This is a genomic window from Alsobacter sp., from assembly GCF_059501845.1.
In genome coordinates this window covers 602,581-622,085 of sequence record NZ_JCACDK010000018.1, presented here as the reverse complement: position 1 = coordinate 622,085, position 19,505 = coordinate 602,581, and the positions used below count along the sequence as shown (strand labels likewise).

17 protein-coding genes are annotated in these 19,505 nt (G+C 69.7%); 9 read left to right on the top strand and 8 right to left on the bottom strand.

What is annotated here, in order from left to right; translation table 11 throughout:
- Nucleotides 1-43 precede the first annotated feature (43 nt).
- Complete coding sequence (gene tal, locus AC5JCN_RS17840; protein ID WP_495756433.1) at nucleotides 44-1,009, top strand: transaldolase; 966 nt, start codon at nucleotides 44-46, stop codon at nucleotides 1,007-1,009.
- 36 nt (nucleotides 1,010-1,045) lie between these two features.
- On the opposite strand, the gene AC5JCN_RS17835 is transcribed toward tal, so the two are convergent.
- From AC5JCN_RS17835 to AC5JCN_RS17805, 7 genes are all read right to left on the bottom strand, one after another.
- The gene (locus AC5JCN_RS17835) at nucleotides 1,046-2,200 is read right to left on the bottom strand and encodes a FecR family protein (protein ID WP_495756432.1); all 1,155 of its coding nucleotides are present in this window, start codon (nucleotides 2,198-2,200) and stop codon (nucleotides 1,046-1,048) included.
- Between the two features lie 182 nt (nucleotides 2,201-2,382).
- Nucleotides 2,383-2,817, bottom strand: a complete 435-nt coding sequence (locus AC5JCN_RS17830; RefSeq protein WP_495756431.1) for a GtrA family protein — start codon at nucleotides 2,815-2,817, stop codon at nucleotides 2,383-2,385.
- Nucleotides 2,818-2,825: 8 nt separating this feature from the next.
- Nucleotides 2,826-3,911: an ABC transporter ATP-binding protein gene (locus AC5JCN_RS17825; protein ID WP_495756430.1), complete on the bottom strand. Its 1,086-nt coding sequence runs from the start codon at nucleotides 3,909-3,911 to the stop codon at nucleotides 2,826-2,828.
- Nucleotides 3,912-3,925: 14 nt separating this feature from the next.
- Nucleotides 3,926-4,759: a carbohydrate ABC transporter permease gene (locus AC5JCN_RS17820; protein ID WP_495756429.1), complete on the bottom strand. Its 834-nt coding sequence runs from the start codon at nucleotides 4,757-4,759 to the stop codon at nucleotides 3,926-3,928.
- A 211-nt stretch (nucleotides 4,760-4,970) separates the two neighbouring features.
- Nucleotides 4,971-5,933, bottom strand: a complete 963-nt coding sequence (locus AC5JCN_RS17815) for a carbohydrate ABC transporter permease (protein WP_495756428.1) — start codon at nucleotides 5,931-5,933, stop codon at nucleotides 4,971-4,973.
- A 111-nt stretch (nucleotides 5,934-6,044) separates the two neighbouring features.
- Nucleotides 6,045-7,316 carry an ABC transporter substrate-binding protein gene (locus AC5JCN_RS17810; RefSeq protein ID WP_495756427.1) on the bottom strand — a complete coding sequence of 424 codons (1,272 nt, stop codon included), beginning with the start codon at nucleotides 7,314-7,316 and terminating at the stop codon, nucleotides 6,045-6,047.
- Nucleotides 7,317-7,363: 47 nt separating this feature from the next.
- The gene (locus tag AC5JCN_RS17805) at nucleotides 7,364-8,263 is read right to left on the bottom strand and encodes an N-acetylmuramic acid 6-phosphate etherase (RefSeq protein WP_495757671.1); all 900 of its coding nucleotides are present in this window, start codon (nucleotides 8,261-8,263) and stop codon (nucleotides 7,364-7,366) included.
- Between the two features lie 233 nt (nucleotides 8,264-8,496).
- On the opposite strand from AC5JCN_RS17805, the gene AC5JCN_RS17800 reads away from it, so the two are divergent.
- From AC5JCN_RS17800 to AC5JCN_RS17775, 6 genes are all read left to right on the top strand, one after another.
- Complete coding sequence (locus AC5JCN_RS17800; RefSeq protein ID WP_495756426.1) at nucleotides 8,497-9,378, top strand: glucosamine kinase nucleotide-binding domain-containing protein; 882 nt, start codon at nucleotides 8,497-8,499, stop codon at nucleotides 9,376-9,378.
- The gene (locus tag AC5JCN_RS17795; protein WP_495756425.1) at nucleotides 9,375-10,148 is read left to right on the top strand and encodes a GntR family transcriptional regulator; all 774 of its coding nucleotides are present in this window, start codon (nucleotides 9,375-9,377) and stop codon (nucleotides 10,146-10,148) included. The genes AC5JCN_RS17800 and AC5JCN_RS17795 overlap by 4 nt, the downstream gene beginning before the upstream one ends.
- A 22-nt stretch (nucleotides 10,149-10,170) precedes the next feature.
- Nucleotides 10,171-11,205 carry an SIS domain-containing protein gene (locus AC5JCN_RS17790; protein WP_495756424.1) on the top strand — a complete coding sequence of 345 codons (1,035 nt, stop codon included), beginning with the start codon at nucleotides 10,171-10,173 and terminating at the stop codon, nucleotides 11,203-11,205.
- On the top strand, nucleotides 11,205-12,359 hold the full coding sequence (nagA, locus tag AC5JCN_RS17785) for an N-acetylglucosamine-6-phosphate deacetylase (protein ID WP_495756423.1): 1,155 nt from the start codon (nucleotides 11,205-11,207) through the stop codon (nucleotides 12,357-12,359). Before AC5JCN_RS17790 ends, nagA begins: the two co-directional genes overlap by 1 nt.
- Nucleotides 12,352-13,446 carry a Gfo/Idh/MocA family protein gene (locus AC5JCN_RS17780; protein ID WP_495756422.1) on the top strand — a complete coding sequence of 365 codons (1,095 nt, stop codon included), beginning with the start codon at nucleotides 12,352-12,354 and terminating at the stop codon, nucleotides 13,444-13,446. Before nagA ends, AC5JCN_RS17780 begins: the two co-directional genes overlap by 8 nt.
- Before the next feature lie 131 nt (nucleotides 13,447-13,577).
- Nucleotides 13,578-14,351, top strand: a complete 774-nt coding sequence (locus AC5JCN_RS17775) for a M48 family metallopeptidase (RefSeq protein WP_495756421.1) — start codon at nucleotides 13,578-13,580, stop codon at nucleotides 14,349-14,351.
- A 103-nt stretch (nucleotides 14,352-14,454) separates the two neighbouring features.
- Here the strand turns inward: AC5JCN_RS17775 and AC5JCN_RS17770 are convergent, their stop codons facing one another.
- Nucleotides 14,455-16,941: a transglycosylase domain-containing protein gene (locus AC5JCN_RS17770; protein WP_495756420.1), complete on the bottom strand. Its 2,487-nt coding sequence runs from the start codon at nucleotides 16,939-16,941 to the stop codon at nucleotides 14,455-14,457.
- A gap of 194 nt (nucleotides 16,942-17,135) precedes the next feature.
- Between AC5JCN_RS17770 and AC5JCN_RS17765 the strand changes: the two genes are divergently transcribed.
- Together AC5JCN_RS17765 and AC5JCN_RS17760 are read left to right on the top strand one after the other, a co-directional pair.
- Nucleotides 17,136-17,861, top strand: a complete 726-nt coding sequence (locus AC5JCN_RS17765; RefSeq protein WP_495756419.1) for a GntR family transcriptional regulator — start codon at nucleotides 17,136-17,138, stop codon at nucleotides 17,859-17,861.
- A 21-nt stretch (nucleotides 17,862-17,882) separates the two neighbouring features.
- Nucleotides 17,883-19,400, top strand: coding sequence for a UxaA family hydrolase (locus tag AC5JCN_RS17760; protein WP_495756418.1), 1,518 nt, complete (start codon nucleotides 17,883-17,885; stop codon nucleotides 19,398-19,400).
- The last annotated feature ends 105 nt before the right edge of the window (nucleotides 19,401-19,505 follow it).

The window sequence follows — 19,505 nt, the reverse complement described above, 5'->3', positions numbered from 1 at the left end:
CCGCAAGGGCGAGCGTCCCGCGCGACGGGACCGGGAGACATCGATGCCCTCCAAGCTCGAACAGCTCAAGTCCATGACCGTCGTCGTCGCCGACACCGGTGACATCGAGTCCATCCGGGCCTTCCGCCCGACCGACTGCACCACCAATCCGACGCTGATCCTGAAGGCGGCGCAGATGCCCGCCTATGCGCATCTGGTGGACGAAGCCGTCGCATGGGGCCGCAGCAAGGGCAGCGGCGATGCCGTCGTTGGCGCGGTCTGCGACCGTCTCGCCGTCAACTTCGGCGCCGAGCTGTCGCAAATCGTGCCGGGCCGCGTCTCGACGGAGGTCGACGCCGACCTCTCCTTCGACACGCGGGCCACCGTCGACAAGGCGCGCGGCATCATCCGGGCCTACGAGGAGCGCGGCATCGGGCGCGAACGCATCCTGGTCAAGATCGCCTCCACGTGGGAAGGCATCCGCGCCGCAGCCGAGCTGCAGGCCGACGGTATCGACTGCAACCTCACCCTGCTCTTCTCGCTCGCCCAGGCCGCCGCCGCCGCCGAGGCCAAGGCTTTCCTGATCTCGCCCTTTGTCGGCCGCATCCTCGACTGGCACGCGAAGGCGGAAGGTCGCACGTTCGGAGCCGAAGACGATCCCGGTGTCCTTTCGGTGCGCCGGATCTATGCCTACTACAAGCGCCACGGCTACCAGACCGTCGTCATGGGCGCGTCGTTCCGCAACGCCGGCGAGATCGAGGCGCTTGCGGGCTGCGACCGCCTGACCATCGCGCCCGCTCTTCTGGAGACGCTTGCCGCCGACCAGGGCACGCTCGCCCGCCGGCTCGATCCGGCCGCCGCCGCTCGCGAGGGCACCGACCGCGTGCCGACGGACGAGGCGTCGTTCCGCTGGGCCATGAACGAGGACGCGATGGCGACCGAGAAGCTGTCGGAGGGCATTCGCCAGTTCGCCAAGGACTTCCGCACGCTGCGCGCCGACATCGCGACGCGGCTCGCAAAGGCGGCCTGAGTCACGCGCCGAACCGCCATTCCACCGACCGGGAGGTCATCGGGCGTTGCGCCCTTTGGATCCGGCCGCGGCCTTGCCTCCGGCGGAAAAGCGATTTTTCGAAGGGGAGTCGCTGGTCGCCTTTCCGACGCGGGACGGGTGGCCGGATGTGAGCCCGTTTCGCGTTCCCTTGTCTTTTCCCGCGTTGGCAGACGGCTCATTGCTGGCGACGGACTCTGGATCTGTCGCTGCGTTGCGCTGCCCAGACTGCCCAGACATCTGGACGGTCAGCGTGGTCTGGCTGGTGGTGACCTGGCTGACGCCGGATCCTGAACCGGACGGCGCTCCAGATCCGGCCGGCGACGACGGAGAAGGCGCCGCGCTGGCGGTGGCAGGAGCTGACGGCGCGGGCGCGGAGTCGGCCGTGGCCGAAGCCGGCCCGGCCGCGGCAGAACTCGAGGCCGAGGCCGAGGCCGTGGCGAACGAGCCGTGCCGCCCGCCCTCGCCGCCGCCCGTGCGGCCGATCGGAAGCGGTCCGGGCATTTCGTGTGCGGCTTGCGCCCTGACGGGGGCGATGCCCCTGTCGGCCGAGACGGCGGCATTGCCGGCAAGCTTCCGGAGACCCGGGCTCGCCCCGGTCAGGAACGTCCAGCGCAGCATCTTGCCGGTCACGGTGGGGTAGATCCCGGCGGTCGTCACGTCCACCGACGTGCCCGGACCCATCTCCCTGCACATTCCGCGAACGCAGACATCGACCGCGCCTTCGTCGAGGACGATTGTGGTCAGGCCGCCGAGGACGCGCACGTCGAAGCGGGTGCCCCGGACGGCGATGGACGCGTGCGGCGTCTTCACGAAATAGTGTGTGCCGGATCCGGCTGGACCGCTGATGAAGCGGAATACCCCGCGGGCTACCGAGATCCCGGGGATGCCGCCCGGAGCCACGAATGCATCCAGCACCACCTCCGACGACGGGCCGACCGCGATGACACTGGCATCGCGGAGCGTCAGCAAGGCGGATCCGTCATGTCCCGAGCGGATATGCTGGTCGCGGACCAGCGTTTCGCCCTCGGCCAGCGGGGCAAACTCGTCGCCGGTGGATTCGAGCACGGTTCGAACGACTTCGCTGGCAACGCCGATCGTCTCGGCGCGGGCCCGTCCGGGGACGTCACATAGTCCCAAAGCGCAGACGAGGGCTGCTGAAATCGTTCTCATGATTCCAACCATTGAGCGAATACGATCACGGTACTGAAAAGCGAGAGTAGTACTGTGGAGCGGATACGCGCAACTGCCCCGAAGAGCGTGAATCGAAATCTAGCAACCCAGAGTTGTATGCACGCGGACTGATCAAATACTGAGCGACGTCCCGTGCCGGCCTGCACCAATGGCAGGGGTGCTCACACCGGACGCCCCGTTCCCGCGCCGAACGTCCACAGCCTGTGTGCCGTGAAGCTCCACATCATCACCAGGCCCGTCGTCACGATCTGCGCCGGCAGGTAGGGCCAGCCCAGGCGCGAGGTGAAGCCGGCCATGGCCAGCCCCGTCAGGCCGAAGCCAACCCCGGCCACCACTGCGAAACGCCACAGCGCCTCCCGGTGCCGACGGCCGCTGCGGAACGCCAGCCGCCGGTTGAGGACGTAGGACACGGCCCCGCCGCAGCAATAGCCGGCCAGCGCGCCGGCCGCCGGGCCCGCGAAACCGCCTTCGACGAGGAGGATCAGGGCTCCGTAATGCGCGACGGTCGCGGCCGAGCCGGCCACGACAAACCACAGGACCTGTCGGGAAAGGTGGGGCACGCCCCGGCCATAGCCCGGCCGGGTCCCGTCGTCCACGAGGCCCGTCACGCCGGAAGGAGCGCAAGCCCGCCGCTGTCGAAGAGATGCACGTTTTCCGGTGCCGCCGTCACGGTGGCTGGGCTCCCGGTCGCGAGGTCGACCGCGCCGCGCACTTCCGCCGTGACCGGCGTCCCGTTTCCGAGCCGCAGATAGGCATAGCCCGTCTCGCCCAGGCGCTCGACCAGATCGAGCGTCCCAGACAGCCGGATGTCGGCGGCGCCCCCGAGCGACAGGTGCTCCGGCCTGACGCCGACGGTCACGGGATCGCCCTCCCGGGCGCCCGGACGGGCGGGGACGACGATGCGGCTGCCGTCCTCGAGCTCGACCATCGTGCTGCCCGGATCCGCCCCGCCGACCCTTCCCTTGACGAAATTCATCGCAGGCGAACCGATGAAGCCGGCGACGAAGAGGTTGGAGGGCCGATAATAAAGGTCCAGCGGCTTCCCGGCCTGCTCGATGCGGCCCTTGTTCATCACCACGATCGTGTCGGCGAGCGTCATCGCTTCCACCTGATCGTGCGTCACGTAGACGATGGTCGCCTTCAGCATCGCATGCAGCCTGGCGATCTCGATGCGGGTGTTGACGCGCAGCGCCGCGTCGAGGTTGGACAGCGGCTCGTCGAACAGGAAGACCTGCGGCTCGCGCACGATCGCCCGGCCGATGGCGACACGCTGGCGCTGCCCCCCGGAGAGATCGCGCGGCTTGCGCTTCAGCAGCGGTTCGAGCTGCAGGATGCGCGCCGCCTCGCCGACGCGCCGCTCGATCTCGGCCCGCGGCGTGCCGGCGAAGCGCAGGCCGAAGCCCATGTTCGCGGCCACGTCCATGTGGGGGTAGAGGGCATAACTCTGGAACACCATGGCGATGCCGCGCTCGGCCGGCGGCAGGTCGTTCACCACCTTGCCGCCGATGGCGAGCCTGCCGGCGGTGATCGATTCCAGTCCCGCGATCATCCTCAGTAGCGTCGACTTTCCGCAACCCGACGGGCCGACCAGCACGACGAAGGAGCCGTCGGGCACCTGCAGGTCGATGTCGCGCAGGATCTCGGCCTGGCCGTAGGATTTGCTGAGGTTTTCGATGCGGAGTTCGGCCATGGCGGCGGGGAGCCCTACTTGACCGCGCCCGCGGTGAGACCGCGGATCAACTGGCGGGAGAAGACGATGTAGAGGACGAGGACGGGGATGATGGCCACCGACAGCGCTGCCAGCACGGCGTTCCAGTCCGTGACGTACTGCCCGATGAACTGCTGGATGCCGAGGGTGATGGTTTGCTTGCCGTCGCTGGGCGCCAGCAGCAGCGGGAACCACAAATCGTTCCACACCGGGATCATCGTGAACACGGCCACGGTCGCCATGGCCGGGCGGATCAGCGGCAGCACGATGTAGCCGAAGATGTGATACTCGCTGAGCCCGTCGCAGCGTGCCGCCTCGCGCAGGTCGCGCGGGATCTGGGCGATGAACTCCGACAGGATGAACACGGCCAGCGGAAGATTCTGCGCGGTATAGACGAGGATCAGGGCCGTTCGCGTGTTGACGAGCCCGAGGTCGACCATGAACTTCAGGATGGCGACCGAGCCGAGCCGGATCGGCACCATGATGCCGATCGACAGGAACAGCTTCAGCGCGGTGGATCCACGAAAGCGGTATTCCGTGAGTGCCCAGGCCGCCATGGCCCCGAACAGCAGCGTGAAGAACAGCGTGCCGACGGTGACCGTGATGCTGTTGACGAAGTACCAGACGACGGACTCGTCGGCGAAGACCTTGTCGTAGCCGATGGTCGAGAAGGTCTGCAGCGTCGGGAATGAGAGCGGCTGCCCGAAGATGGCCTTGCGCGCCTTGAACGAGTTCATCAGCACCAGCACGATCGGGAACAGGGCCAGGACCGTGTAGGCGATGAGCACGGCATGCACCGCCGTGGCGCTGGCTGCGCGGCGCGGCGTCATGGGCGGAGTTCCGGGTTCGGTTTGCCGGGCAGGGCTTCAACTCTCCCCCGCCTGCGGGGGAGATGTCCGCAAAGCGGACAGAGGGGGGGCCTTTTTGGATGCCGGCGCGCATCCACCCTCCCTGTCCCTCCCCCGTGAACGGGGGAGGGTTTCCAGCGCCCTTCGGTCGATGGTCGAACGGGATAGAGGAGCCGTCCACGCATCTCCGCCCTCAGAAGCTGTGGCGCTGGATGCGCCGCTGGATGACGAAGAGGTAGACCATCACGCCGATCAGGATGACGAGGAACATCATGGTCGCGACCGTGGCGCCCATGGCAGGGTCGCCCACCTGCAGCTGGTTTCCGAAGAAGGTGCGGTAAAACAGCGTGCCCATGATGTCGGTCGAGAAGTTCGGCCCGGCGAGCGCGCCCTTGACCGCGTAGATGAGGTCGAAAGCGTTGAAGTTGTTGACGAAAGTCAGGATCGAGATCAGCCCGATCGTGGGCGCCACGAGCGGCAGCTTCACCCAGAGGAACACCTGGAACTGGTTCAGGCCGTCGGCCGTGGCGGCATCGACGAGATCCTGCGGGATTGCGAGCAGCGCGGCGTAGGTGAGGATCATCGGGATGCCGACGAACTGCCACACAGAGATCAGCGACAGGGTGATGAGCGCGGTGGATTCCTGCCCCAGCCATGGCCCGAACCACGACTTCAGCCCGACTGCGGCGAGGAAGCCCTCCGAAATGCCCCAGAGCGGTGACAGGATCAGCTGCCATATGAAGCCGATGATCACGACCGACAGCATCGTGGGCATGAAGATCAGCGTGCGGTAAGCTGAGCGCCCGGTGAGCCTGGGCAGGCTGAGCAGAGCCGCGAGCGCGATGCCGATCGGGTTCTGGACCAGCATGTGGACCAGGAAGAAGACAAAGTTGTTCCGGAGCGCGTTCCAGAACGGCCCCGACCAGCCGGGATCGGTGAGCAGCGTGACGAAGTTTCCGAGCCCGACGAAGCTGAGGCCGCCACCCTCGCCGGGGTGGTAGAAGGAATAGAGGATGGTGGCGATCAGCGGGTAGATCGAGAACAGCGTGTAGATGACGAGCGCCGGCCCCAGGAACACGGCGAGCAGGCGCAGATAGGCGGCGCGCGACGCGCCGACCACCTCGCTTCCCGACGTGATGTCCTTGCCCCCGGCCATCCCCCGCCCCCGCTAGGAACACGCGGGTCTGAAGACCCGCGGTCCGGGCTGGACCGCGCGTCTCCAGACGCGCTTTTCAGGAGGCGGGTCCGAGGACCCGCGCTCCCCGCCTCACTTGGCCGGCTTGTACCACTTGTCCAGGCCGTCCTGGGCCTGCTTGGCGGCGGCCTGCGGCGTCAGCGTGCCGTTGATGACCTGCGCCGAGACGTTCCAGAGGTCGTTCTCGAGGTTCGGCGTACCGCGAGACAGGATCTGGTAGGAGTTCCGGATCGTCGACTTGCACTCGCCGCGCCACGAGACGAAGGACTGCGCCACGTCGTCCTTGAGCTGCACCTTCGCGCCCGAGAGCGGGAAGAAGCCCGGGACCTCGTTGGCGAAGATGGTGGCGAACTCCTCCGTGGTGATCCATTCGAGGAATTTCTTGGCGTCCTCCTGGTTCTTCGAGGCCTTGTTGATGCCGAGCCCGATATCCGTGTGGTCGGAGATGTAGCAGTCCGTCGCGCCCTTCGGCAGCGGCGGCTTGAACACGCCGAGGTCGAAGCTGGCCTGGGAGCGGAAAGTGGCGATGTCCCACGAGCCTGCGGGATAGATCGCCGCCTTGCCGAGCGAGAACAGGTTCTGGCTGTCGGGATAGGTCTGCGCCTTGTAGCCCGACCCCATGTAGGGCGCCCACTTGGCCAGCGTCTCGAACACGGCGACATATTGCGGGTCGGTGAACTTCTGGGTGCCGGCGATCAGCGCCTTGCGGCCTTCCTCGCCTTTCCAGTAGTTCGGCCCGATGTTCTGGAAGCCCATCGTGGCGGCTTCCCACTGGTCGTTGGTGCCCATGTCGAGGGGCGTGTAGTTGCCGTCCTTCTTGATCGCGTCGAGCACCGCGAAGAACTCCTCCTCCGTCTTCGGCTCCTTGAGGCCGAGCTTGGAGAAGATGTCCTTGTTGTACATGAAGCCGTGGATCACCGAGCCCATCGGCACGCAAAACGTGGTCTTGCCGTCGTCGGTGGTCCAGGCGGCCTTGGCCACCTCGGAGAAGCCGGAGAGACCCTGGATCACCCCGGTCAACGCGACGATGTTGCCCTTGTTGTAGAGATCGAGCGACGCGTCGAAGGGCCGGCAGGTGATGAGGTCGCCGGCGGTGCCGCCCTGCAGACGGGCGTTCAGCGCGGCGTTGTACTCCTTCGGCGGCGTGGCGACGAAGTCGATCTTGATGTCCGGGTACTTCTTGTTGAAGGCCGGGATGATCTTCGTCTTCCAGATCTCGGCGTCGTCGTTGCGCCAGCTCTCGATCTTGAGGTTGCCTGCCATCGCGGCGCCGGTGAACCCGGCCAGCATGGTCGCGGCGAGGAGAAGCAGCTTCGCCTTGCCCGTCGGTCCTGTCTTCGTCATCGTCTCGTCCTCTCCCTGAAAGACACCCTGTCCTGCATCCGCGTCCGTCACGGCTTTCCCAGCCGTTCCAGAGCCGTCCGCAGATGTCCGTCGGCCTCCGCGAGGAGGCTTCGCGCCCTGGCCGCCGAGCCTGCGCCCGCGCAGGCCAGCGCCGCGATCTTGACGTCGCCGGCGGCCGCGGCCAGCGCCGCCTCCGCCTCGTTCTCGGCCACGCCAGCGATGCGTGACACGATGCGCCGGGCCCGGACAACCAGCTTGGCGTTGTCCGCCCTGACGCTCACCATCATGCCGTCATGCACATGCCCGAGGCGGATGGCGACCAGCGTCGAGAGCGCCCCCAGCGCGCATTTCTGCGCAGTGCCCGCGCCCATCCGCGTCGAGCCGGCGACGACCTCGGGCCCCGTCTCCAGCAGCACGGCCCAATCGGCCGTGGCGAGGAGGGGCGCCTGCCCATTGTTGGCGATGCCGACGACGAGCGACCCGCCGGCTTTCGCGCGCCGGGCCACGGCGAGCGTGTAGGGAGTCGAGCCGCTGGCCGAGACGGCGATCACCACGTCGCCCGAGACGTCTCCGAGCGACGCGACGTCCGCCTCGCCGGCAGCGATGTCGTCCTCGGCCGCCCCGTCGATGTCGAGCAGCGCGGCGGGGCCGCCCGCGATGAGAAAGACGATGCGCTCGCGGGAAAAGCCGAACGTCCCGGGCAGTTCCGATCCGTCCTGCGCGGCGATGCTGGCGGAGCTTCCCGCTCCGGCATAGACAAGCCGGCCCCCCGCCTTCAGGCGCGGCGCGATGGCCTGCGCTGCGGCCGAGAGCGCCGGGATGGCGGCGCGGACCGCCGCGACGGCCCGCTCCTGCCCGCCCACGAGGGCGTCGAGCGCAGCCGCATCGTCCCAGCGGTCGATGCCGGAAAAACGGTCGCTGGCGGTCTCTGTGGCAGCCATGGTGATCCTGGAGGGCGTCTCGCAGCGACAATACCGCATGGCTACCAATTGTCCAGAGGTAAGCGAAGCGTTAACGTGACAAAGGAGGCGAAAGCGTCGATTCTGCTGGCGGTGACACGAGTTAAGCAGACCCGTTGAAGCAGTTCAGGACAGATTGACCGATTTTCCGCGGGAATGCTGTCGACCCGCCTTCCCTTTCGGTATGGTTTTGGTATGCTCGCTCGCAAAGGACGGGAGCGATGGCTCAGGAGCTTTATCTCGGCATCGACGGGGGCGGGACGCGCTGCCGCGCCCGCTTGCGCGATGCCGGGGGACGCCTGCTCGGCGAGGCGGAGGGCGGCCTCGCCAACATCTACCAGGACTTCGCCGGGGCCATCGCCCGCATCCGCTCCACCGCTGAAGCCGCGGCCGACCGGGCCGGCCTTCCCGCGTCGGCGCTCGCCAGCGCGCATGCAGGGCTCGGCCTCGCGGGGGTCATGTCGCCGGACGCCGCTGCGCGCGTCGAGGGTGCCGGCCTGCCCTTCGGGACCGTGACGGTGGACAACGACGCCTACGCCGCCTGTCTCGGCGCACATGATGGCGGCGACGGCGGCATCGTCATCGCCGGGACCGGCTCGGCCGGGCTGGCGCTGGTCGGTGAGGCGCGCGTCTCGCTCGGAGGCTGGGGTTCCGTCATCGGCGATGGCGGCTCGGGCGCCGTCATCGGCCGGGATGCGCTGCGCCGCGCCGTCCTGGCCTATGACGGTCTGGTCGAGACATCGCCTCTCCTGGAAGCCCTTCTCGCCCGCTTCGACCGCGACGTGCCGCGCATCGCCGACTGGGCGCGCACGGCGCTGTCGCGCGACTTCGGCGCCCTCGCGCCCATGGTCCTCGAGGCTGCGGCCGCGGGTGACCCGCCTGGCCTTGCGGTCGCCGGGGAAGCGGCCGACGCCATCGCCGCGCTGGCGCGCGGGCTGGTGCGGGCGGGCGCCCCCCGGGTTGCCCTGATCGGCAGCGTTGCGCTGGCGCTGCGCGGGCGGCTGCCGGCCGACATCGCCGCAATCCTCGTCGAGCCCGTCCGCGATCCGCTCGACGGCGCCATCCTGATGGCGCGACGTCACGCCGGGCGGAGCACCGCATGAGCGCCGGCGGGGACTTCTTCAGCCAGCTGCACTTCGACTCGCAGGGCCCCACGCCGCTCTACCTCAAGCTGCGCAAGGCCGTGCGCGACGCAGTCGATGCCGGCGTGCTGCCGGAGGCCGATGCCCTGCCGGCCGAGCGCGACCTTGCCGACCGGCTCGGCGTCTCGCGGGTCACGGTCCGCAAGGCCATTGCGGGCCTCGTCGACGAGGGCGTTCTGGTGCAGCGGCGCGGCTCGGGAACCTATGTCGCCCCGCAGCGTCCGCGCATCGAGCAGCCGCTGTCGCGGCTCACCAGCTTCACGCAGGACATGGCCACCCGCGGCCTCTCGACGGATTCGGACTGGCTCGACCGTTCGGCGGGGTTGCCCTCGCCGGAGGAGGCGATGGTGCTGGCGCTGTCGCCGGGCGAGCAGGTGTGCCGCTTCCACCGCCTGCGCCGGGCTAACGCGATCCCCCTCGCCGTCGAGCTCGCCGTCGTGCCGCGCCGGTTCCTGCCCGATCCCGCCGAGGTCGGAGCCTCGCTCTACGAGGCGCTCGAGCGCCACGGAGCGCGGCCGGTGCGCGCCCTGCAGCGCCTGCAGGCGCGCGAGCTGCCGGCGGCGGAGGCGGCTCTGCTGGGCCAGCCAGCGGGCAGCCCGGCCCTCTTCATCCATCGCGTCTCCTACCTGCCGGACGGGCGGGTGGTGGAGTTCACGCGCTCGCATTACCGGGGTGATACCTACGATTTCGTCGCGGAGCTCACCATCGCGCCGTCGGAGCGCCCGTCGTGAGCCGCGCCGCAGGGGACCAGAGATGAGTGCCGAATCCACCACTGCCATGGCCCGCGAGACGGCTCAGGCCGCCGAGGCGGTCGAGCGCCAGTTCCGTGAGAACCGCGCCGCCTTCGATGCGCTGGGCAAGCGGCTCGCGGCTCGCCCGCCGCGCCTCGTCGCGACCTGCGCCAGGGGCAGCTCGGACAACGCCGCCTTCTACCTGAAGTACCTCGTCGAGATTGCGCTGGGCCTTCCCTGCTGCTCCATCGGAGCCTCGGTGGTCTCGGTCTACGATGCGCCGCTGAAGCTCGACGACGCGCTCTTCGTGACGGTCTCGCAGTCGGGCCGCAGCCCGGACGTGGTCGCCCTGCAGGCGGCGGCCCGCAAGGCGGGGGCCTTCACCGTGGCGCTCGTCAACGACGCGACATCCCCCGTCGCCAACGAGGCGGACCTGTGCCTGCCCCTCCATGCCGGCCCGGAGACCAGCGTGGCGGCGACGAAGTCCTTCGTCGCCAGTCTCGCGGCCGCCGCGCGCATCGTCTCCGCCTGGGCGGGGGAAGCCGCCTGGGCGGCTGCGACGGACCGCCTGCCGGAAGCGCTGGCCGCCGCCAGCCAGGTGCGCTGGGAAGGGGCGCCGGAGGTGATCGCCGAGGCCGGGTCGCTCTACGTCCTCGGGCGCGGTCCCTCCTACCCCATCGCTCTGGAGGCGGCGCTGAAGCTGAAGGAGACCTGCGCCATCCATGCCGAGGCCTATTCGGCAGCCGAGGTGATGCACGGCCCGCTGGAACTGGTGGGCGAGGATTTCCCGGTTCTCGTCTTCTCCCCCGGCGACCGCGCCCGGCCGGGCATGGTCGAGGCCATCGCCAGGCTCCGCGCCGCCGGTGCCACGGTGCTGGCCGTCGAGCCCGGCCCGGGCGAGGCCGGGCGGTTGCCCTATGCCGATCCCGGCCATCCTTTCCTCGAGCCGGTCTCGATGGTGCAGAGCTTCTACCGCTGCGCCGAGGAGACGGCCCGCCTGCGCGGCCGCGACCCCGACCGGCCGCGCATGCTGCGCAAGGTGACGGAGACGGTGTGATGCGCTTCGTTCTCGGGGGCGCGCGCGTCCTGACCACCGCCGGCTTCGCGGAGGGCCGGGCCGTCGTCGTCGCCGGCGGCCGGATCGAGGCGGTCGTCCCCGCGTCGGAGATCCCGGCAGGCGTTCCCGTCCGCGACCTCGGCGGCGGAATTCTCGTCCCGGGCTTCGTCGACGTGCAGGTGAATGGCGGCGGCGGGGTGCTGCTGAACGAGGATCCGACGCCGCGCGGCGTGCGCGCCATCGCCGCCGCCCATCGGCGCTACGGCACCACGGGCATGCTGCCCACCGTCATCACCGACGCGCCGGAGGTGATGCGGGCCGCTGCGGAAGCCATCGCGCAGGCCCTGCGCGAAGGCGCGCCCGGCGTGCTCGGCATCCATGTCGAAGGGCCGTTCATCGACATCCGCCGCAAGGGCGCCCACCCGCCCCAGCGCGTCAGGCCGCTGGGGGAAGACGACCTGACCTGGCTGTCGGGTCTCGACTGCGGCGTCGTTCTTCTCACCGTGTCGCCCTGCGACGTGCCTCCGGAGATGATCCGGCGGCTCGTCCGAGCGGGGATCGTCGTCAGCCTCGGACATTCCGAGGCGACGGATGCGCAGGCGCTCGCCGCGCTCGAGGCTGGGGCCAGCGGCTTCACGCACCTCTTCAACGCCATGAGCCAGCTCGGCCACCGCAGCCCCGGCATGGTCGGCGCGGCGCTGTCCTCGCCCGGCGCCTATGCCGGGCTTATCGCCGACGGTTTCCACGTCGACGACACCGCGCTGAAGGTGGCACTGGCGGCCAAGCCCCACGACCGGCTCGTGCTGGTGACGGATGCCATGCCCCCCGCCGCCGGCGGTCCCGACGCCTTCGCCCTGCAGGGCCGCGAGGCGATGCGCCGCGACGGCAAGCTCGTTCTTGCCGACGGCACGCTGGCGGGCTCGACGCTGACCATGGACGAGGCGGTGCGCTTCGCCGTGGAGCGGCTCGGCGTTGCGCTGCCGGAGGCACTCGCCATGGCGTCGGCCAATCCTGCGGCATGGATCGGCCTCGGCGGCGAACTCGGCCGGATCGAGGCAGGCTACCGGGCATCGCTGGTGCATCTCGGCGACGACCTGACGGTCCACGCCACCTGGATCGACGAACAAGAAGAAAACGGAGGACGCCATGGCTGAGGCAGTGAAGGTTCTGGTGGTGGGGCTGGGCAACATGGGGCTCAGCCACGCCCGGGCCTACCAGGCCATCGACGGGTTCGAGATCGCCGGGCTGTGCACGCGCGGCATCGACCGGCGCGACGACGTGACGCCGGAATTTCCGGGCGTGCCGCTCTTTTCCGACTATCGCGAGGCGCTGGCCGCCCTGAAGCCTGATGCCGTCTCCATCAACACCTGGCCGGACACGCACGAGGAGTATGCGCTCGCCGCTCTCGAGGCCGGCTGTCACGTCTTCCTGGAAAAGCCGCTGTCCGAGACCGTGGAAGGCGCCGAGCGCGTCGCCGCCGCGGCGGAAAAGGCCGGGAAGAAGCTCGTCATCGGCTACATCCTCCGCGTCCACCCGTCCTGGGTGAAGTTCGTTGAGGTCGGGCGCACGCTGGGCAAGCCGCTGGTCATGCGCATGAACCTCAACCAGCAGTCGGCAGGGTCGAACTGGGCCACGCACAAGCAGCTGATGGCCTCGATCTCTCCCATCGTCGACTGCGGCGTCCACTATGTCGACGTGATGTGCCAGGTCACGGGCGCCCGCCCCGTGCGCGTGCACGCCATCGGCGTACGGCTCACCGAGGAGGTGAAGCCGGACATGTACAATTACGGCCACCTGCACGTGACCTTCGACGACGGCTCGGTCGGCTGGTACGAGGCCGGCTGGGGGCCGATGATCAGCGAGACGGCCTTCTTCGTGAAGGACATGATCGGCCCGAAGGGAAGCGTTTCCATCGTCGCCGCCGAACAGGGCGGCGGCACCGGCGAGGGCGAGGCGGCCACCGCCTCCTCCGACATCGACGGTCACACCAAGACAGGCGCACTTCGCGTCCATCACGCGGAGCTGAAGTCCGACGGATCCTTCGCCCGGGCCGACGACATCCTGCCCATGACCGACGAACCCGGCCACCAGGAGCTGTGCGAACGCGAGCAGCGCCTCTTCCTCGCCGCCATCCGAGAGGACCGCGACACGTCCGCCCACGTCCGCGACGCTATCGAGAGCCTCCGCATCGTTTTGGCGGCGGACAGGAGCGCCAGGACCGGCAAGGCCGTGGAGCTGTAGGAGGGAGGACTCTCCAGACGCTGGCTCTCCATCCAGCGCGCGCCACCCCTCTCCCGTTCGGGAGAGGGGTTCCCCGTGGTTCCCTTCGCCCCCCGCGTGACTTGCGCCGCCGAATCCGGCACGTTCTTTCCATGCCGTTCGGACTGAGTTTCGGCCGACGCCGTGCGCCTGCTTCGCCGCGCCGGCCACGCCTGGAGGATCCGCCTCACATCGACGTGCGCCATGCCGGCGCCGTCTACCGGGTCGCGGTGCGGCGCATGCCGAACGCGCGGCGCTTCACGCTGCGCGTCAGTGTCGCCACGGGCGGTGTCGTCCTCACCCTGCCCATGCGGGCAGACCTGCGCACGGCGGTCGACTTCGCCGGGCGCCATGGCGGCTGGATCGCGCAGAGGCTGGCGCGCCTGCCCGACACGATCGAGATCGCCCCGGGCGCGACCGTTCCCGTGCGCGGCACGCCCCACCTCGTCGTGCATCGCCCGCATGCGCGCGGAACGGTGTGGACCGAGGAGGGCGAGGACGGCCCGCTCCTCGTGGTGGCGGGAAATCCGGAACATGCCAGACGCCGGCTCGCCGACTGGCTGAAGCGCGAAGCCAAGCGCGACCTCGACGGCGCCGTGCAGCGCCATGCGGCGGCACTCGGCCGCAAGGCGACGCGCATCACCCTGCGCGACACCCGCAGCCGCTGGGGCTCATGCTCGTCGAAGGGAGCGCTCAGCTTCTCCTGGCGGCTGATCCTCGCCCCGCCCGAGATCCTCGACTACCTCGCCGCACACGAGGTGGCCCATCTCGCCGAGATGAACCATTCCAGCCGCTTCTGGGCCATCGTCCACAGGCTGTGCCCCGGCACCGACGCCGCCGAAACCTGGCTCAAGCGTCACGGCGCGGGCCTGCACCGGTACAGGTAGAGCGGAGCGCGGAAACCCTCCCCCGCATGCGGAGGAGAGTTGGCGGGTGCTTCCAGATCAGGCGCGAGTGGCCGCGCGTCTCGAGACGCGCGGTCCTCTTCGCTCAGCCCCCGAACAGCCGTCCGAGCAGCCCCTGCTGCGGCTGCGGCTGCTGCTGCCGCTGGCGGGCCGGGACGCCGCCGACGTCGCCGGGCGGGCGGGGTGCGTCGTCGTTCGCGGCCGAGCGGGCGACAGGGGCGGGAGGCCGCGGCGGCACTGGGGCGAATTCGGGATCCAGCGCCTCGCTCGCGGGCTGCACCTGCGCCGGAGCGCGGCCGGTCGCGGCGGTCTGGCCGACCTCGGCGGGCGGGCGGGGCACGATGACCATGGGCCCGGCGCCCGTTGCGACGCGCGGCGGAGCTGCCGGGGCACGCTCGGCCATCGGCGTACCCGGCTCGGCCGGGGGCGCAGGCGTGAAGTAGGGGTCGCCGGGCGGGGCTGGCGACAGCATCTTCCAGTCGCCGCCGGGCAGCGGCACGGGGCTCTGGCCGGCCAGGGCCGTCTTCATGAAGCGGCTCCAGGTCTCGACAGGCAGGTTGCCGCCGGAGACCTTCTTCGTCGGCGTGCCGTCGTCATTGCCGAGCCAGACGCCGGCGACCAGCGAGCCGGTGTAGCCGATGAACCAGGCGTCGCGGAACTCCTGGCTCGTGCCGGTCTTGCCTGCGGCCTCCCAGCCCGGCAGCTCGGCCTTGCGCGCCGTGCCTGTGAGCAGCGTCTCGCGCATCATCGCGTTCATCGCGCCAACCGCCGGCAGCTCCACCGCCCGGCCGAGGCCACTGCCCGTGCGCTGGTAGATCTTCTGGCCCGAGATCGTCTTCACCTGCGTGATGACGTAGGGCTGGGCCAGCTGCCCGCCATTGGCGAAGGTGGCGTAGGCGGAGACGAGCTCCAGCGGCGTCACCTCCGAGGTGCCGAGCGCGATGGACGCGTTTGGCTCGAGCTTCGACTGGATGCCGAGGCGCTGGGCGGTCTGGACGACGGCCTTGGGTCCGACCTCCAGGCCCAGCCGCACCGCCACCGTATTGAGCGAGAGCGCCAGCGCCGTGCGCAGGCTCACCGGGCCGCGGTAGTCCTTCGAGTAGTTCTCGGGCGACCAGCCCTTCACCTTGGTCGGCGCGTCCTCGCGGATGGTGTCGGGGGTCAGCCCCTGCTCCACGGCCGTCAGGTAGACGAAGGGCTTGAAGGCGGAGCCCGGCTGGCGCTTGGCGGTGGTGGCGCGGTTGAACTGGCTCTCCGAGTAGTTGCGTCCGCCGACGAGCGCCTTGACGCCGCCATCGGGTTGCATGGCGACGAAGGCGCCCTGCGAGACGTTGAACTTCGCGCCCTTCGTGTTCAGCTCGTCGACCAGCGCGCGCTCGGCGGCCGTCTGCATGCCGGGGTCGATGGTGGTGCTCACCACGATGTCGCGGTCGATCGTGCCGACATAGTCGTCGAGCACGTCCATCACATAGTCGGCGGCGTAGTCCATGGATCCCGCCCCGGCCTGCCTGGCGGGGGTGGGCGGGTTCATCAGCGCGACCTTCGCCATCTGGTCGGTGATCATGCCCTCGCGCGCCATGGCGGCGATGACGAGGGAGGCCCGGGCCTGCGCCGCATCCGGGTTGCGGTTGGGTGCCAGGCGCGAGGGCGCCTGCACCAGCCCGGCCAAGGTCGCCGCCTCGGCGAGCGTCACCTCGCGTGCGCTCTTGCCGTAGTACTTCTGCGCCGCCGCCTCGACGCCATAGGCGCCCGAGCCGAAATAGACGCGGTTGAGATAGAGCTCGAGCAGCTGCTTCTTGCTGTAGTTGCGCTCCAGCCAGATGGCGAGGATCGCCTCCTGGATCTTGCGCGATGCCGTGCGCTCCTGCGTCAGGAACAGGTTCTTGGCGAGCTGCTGGGTCAGCGTCGAGCCGCCCTGCATGCCGCCGCTGCCGGTGACGTTCTTCACCACGGCGCGGGCGATGCCGAGCGGATCGACTCCGTAATGGTCGAAGAAGCGGCGGTCCTCGATGGCGACGAAGGCCTGCGGCAGGTAGGGCGGAAGCTCCTTCAGCGTCACCGTGCGCCCGCCGGTCTCGCCGCGGTTGGCGATCAGCGCGCCGTCATCGGCGACGATGGCGATGTTGGGCGGCCGCTTGGGCACGGCGAGCTGGTCGATCGGCGGCAGCTTGGAGGCGTGGTAGACGACCAGCCCACCGACGCCGATGGCGCCCCACAGGCCGAGGACGAAGGTCCAGTAGACCATGTGGCCGAGCAAGGACCGCCGGCGGCGCGCCTTCGGCGCGGCCTTGCGGGCTTTCGGCGCCGTCCTGCGTTTCGTGCCGCCCATCGCACCCGTGGCCTCGTCAGCGCCCGGCGGCGGCGTGCGCCCGGCATCACGGCTGCGCTCCTCACCGGGAACGATGCGGGGCGAGTGGTCGGGTTCGCGGCGTCCGCCGCTGTCCCGTCCACCGGGCACAGGTCCGCCCGGCCTGTCGGCCGCGGAGAGGCGCAAGTCCAGATCCGCGCGCTTGCGCGGCGATCCGAAGCCCGGCTCCTGCCGGGACCCGCCTGCGCGCCCCCGTTCCGTCATGGTACCCGCCCAGAAACCGATCCTGCACGCCCCACCGGGGCGCACTCTGTCCGGCGCAGCGATCTGGACGGTAAGTGTGGCTGCTTTAAGGGGTGGTTAAGGGTACGGGGCCCGCTGCTCTCTCGCGGCGCCGCAGTGCTTGACGCGGCAGGCGATCGGGTACACACAACTGGCATGCTAGCCGGACAGATGGGATGACCTTGCATCCCGCCGCCAGTACCGCACCGTCTCCGGAGGCCGCCGCCGGCCCCCAGCGGGAAGGCGCGCGGACGAAGGCGGACGAGGCCTACCGGGTGATCCGCGCCGCCATACTCGATGGCGAGCTCGCTCCCGGCAGCGCCATCGACAAGCCGGCCCTGTGCGCCCGGCTGGGCCTGTCGCGCTTTCCGGTCGGTGCCGCGCTGAGCCGCCTCGCCTTCGAGCATCTCGTCGACGTGCAGCCGCAGCGCGGCACGTTCGTGTCGCGCATCGCCGCCGGCGAAACGCGCGAACTGATGCATGTGCGCCGCGGCATCGAGGCGGAACTCGCGGGTCTCGCGGCCATCTCCGTCACGGCCGAGCAGGCCGAGGGCCTCTCGCGCACCCTGCGCTACGCCGCCGTCGCGGCGGAGGTCGAGGACCGGGCCGACTTTCACCGGCTCGACCTGCTGTTCCACGCCCAGATCGCGTCTGCGCTGGGATTTTCCTATGCCGCCTCGGTGCTCGACGGCGTCCGCGCCCGCATCGACCGGGTGCGCCGGCTGATGCTGCCTTTGCAGGGTCGCCTCACCGGGACGCTGGACGAGCACAGGGCCATCCATGCCGCCATCGCGGCCGGAGACGCCGGCGCTGCCCGCGCGGCGATGAGCCACCATCTGCAACGCGTACTGGACGAGTTCGAGAGCTTCGCGCGCGACAACCCCCGCCTCGTCGCGCCCTGACGACCTATGGGAGAAACAATCATGGCCGCCCCCCGCACCATCCGCCTCAATCCCGCGGACAACGTCATCGTCGCGGTGGACGCGATCGACGCCGGCGCCGCGCCGGAGGGGGTGAAGGCGCTCGCCCGCGTGCCGCGCGGCCACAAGATGGCGACGGTGCCGATCGCCGAGGGCCAGCCCATCCTCAAGTTCGGCCAGATCATCGGCTTTGCGTCGAAGGCGATCTCGCCGGGCGAATGGGTGCACGAGCACAATGTCGAGATGCATGCCTTCGCGCGCGACTACCGCTTCGCCGAGGATGCCCGGCAGGAGGACGTTCTTCCGGTCGAGATGCAGGCGACGTTCCAGGGCTTCCGCCGGCCGAACGGCAAGGTCGGGACGCGCAACTACATCGCGGTGCTCACCTCGGTGAACTGCTCGGCCACCGTCGCCCGCTTCATGGGCGAGGAGATCAACCGCTCCGGCCTGCTGCGGGACTACCCCAACATCGACGGCGTCATCGCGCTCACCCAGGGCGGCGGCTGCGCCATCGACGTCAAGGGCGAGGGCTACGAGGTGCTCAAGCGGACGCAGTGGGGCTATGCCACCAACCCGAACGTCGGTGGCGTGGTGATGGTCGGGCTGGGCTGCGAGGGCTTCCAGATTCCGCGCTGGAAGGAGGCCTACGGCATCGAGGAGAACGACACCTTCCGCACCATGACCATCCAGGAGACGGGCGGCACCCGCAAGACGGTGCAGGCCGGCGTCGACGCCATCAAGGGCATGCTGGACAAGGTCAACGCCGTTCAGCGCCAGACCGTACCGGCTTCCGAGCTGGTGCTGGCCCTGCAGTGCGGCGGGTCGGACGGCTATTCCGGCATCACCGCCAACCCGGCCCTGGGGTCCGCCGTGGACGAGCTGGTGCGCCACGGCGGCACGGCCATCCTCTCCGAGACGCCGGAGATCTACGGCGCCGAGCACCTCCTGACCCGTCGCGCCGCCAGCCGCGACGTGGGCGAGAAGCTCGTCGGCATGATCAACTGGTGGGAGGACTACACCGCCCGCAACAAGATGGAGATGAACAACAACCCGTCTCCCGGCAACAAGCTGGGCGGGCTCACCACCATCCTGGAGAAGTCGCTCGGCGCGGCCGCCAAGGGCGGCACGACGACGCTGGCCGGCGTCTACCACTATGCCGAGAAGGTCGACACCAAGGGCTTCGTCTACATGGACACCCCCGGCTACGACCCTGTCTCGGCGACCGGCCAGGTGGCGGGCGGCGCCAACGTGCTGTGCTTCACGACCGGCCGCGGCTCGGCCTATGGCTGCAAGCCGACGCCCTCCATCAAGCTCGCCACCAACACGCCGATCTACGAGCGCATGATCGACGACATGGACATCAACTGCGGCGACGTGCTCGACGGCGTCTCGATCCAGGACAAGGGCCGCGAGATCTTCGCCAAGGTCCTCGAGGTCGCTTCCGGCACGCGCTCCAAGTCCGAGGAACTCGGCTACGGCGACACCGAGTTCGTCCCCTGGCAGATCGGCGCGACGATGTAGCGGGGAGGCACTCAGAGCCTCATCGCCGCCCTCGGGCTAAAAGCCCTGGATCCCCTTCCCGGCCCTTCGGGCCGCCGGGGATGACAAGGGTGGCGTTTTTCGGCC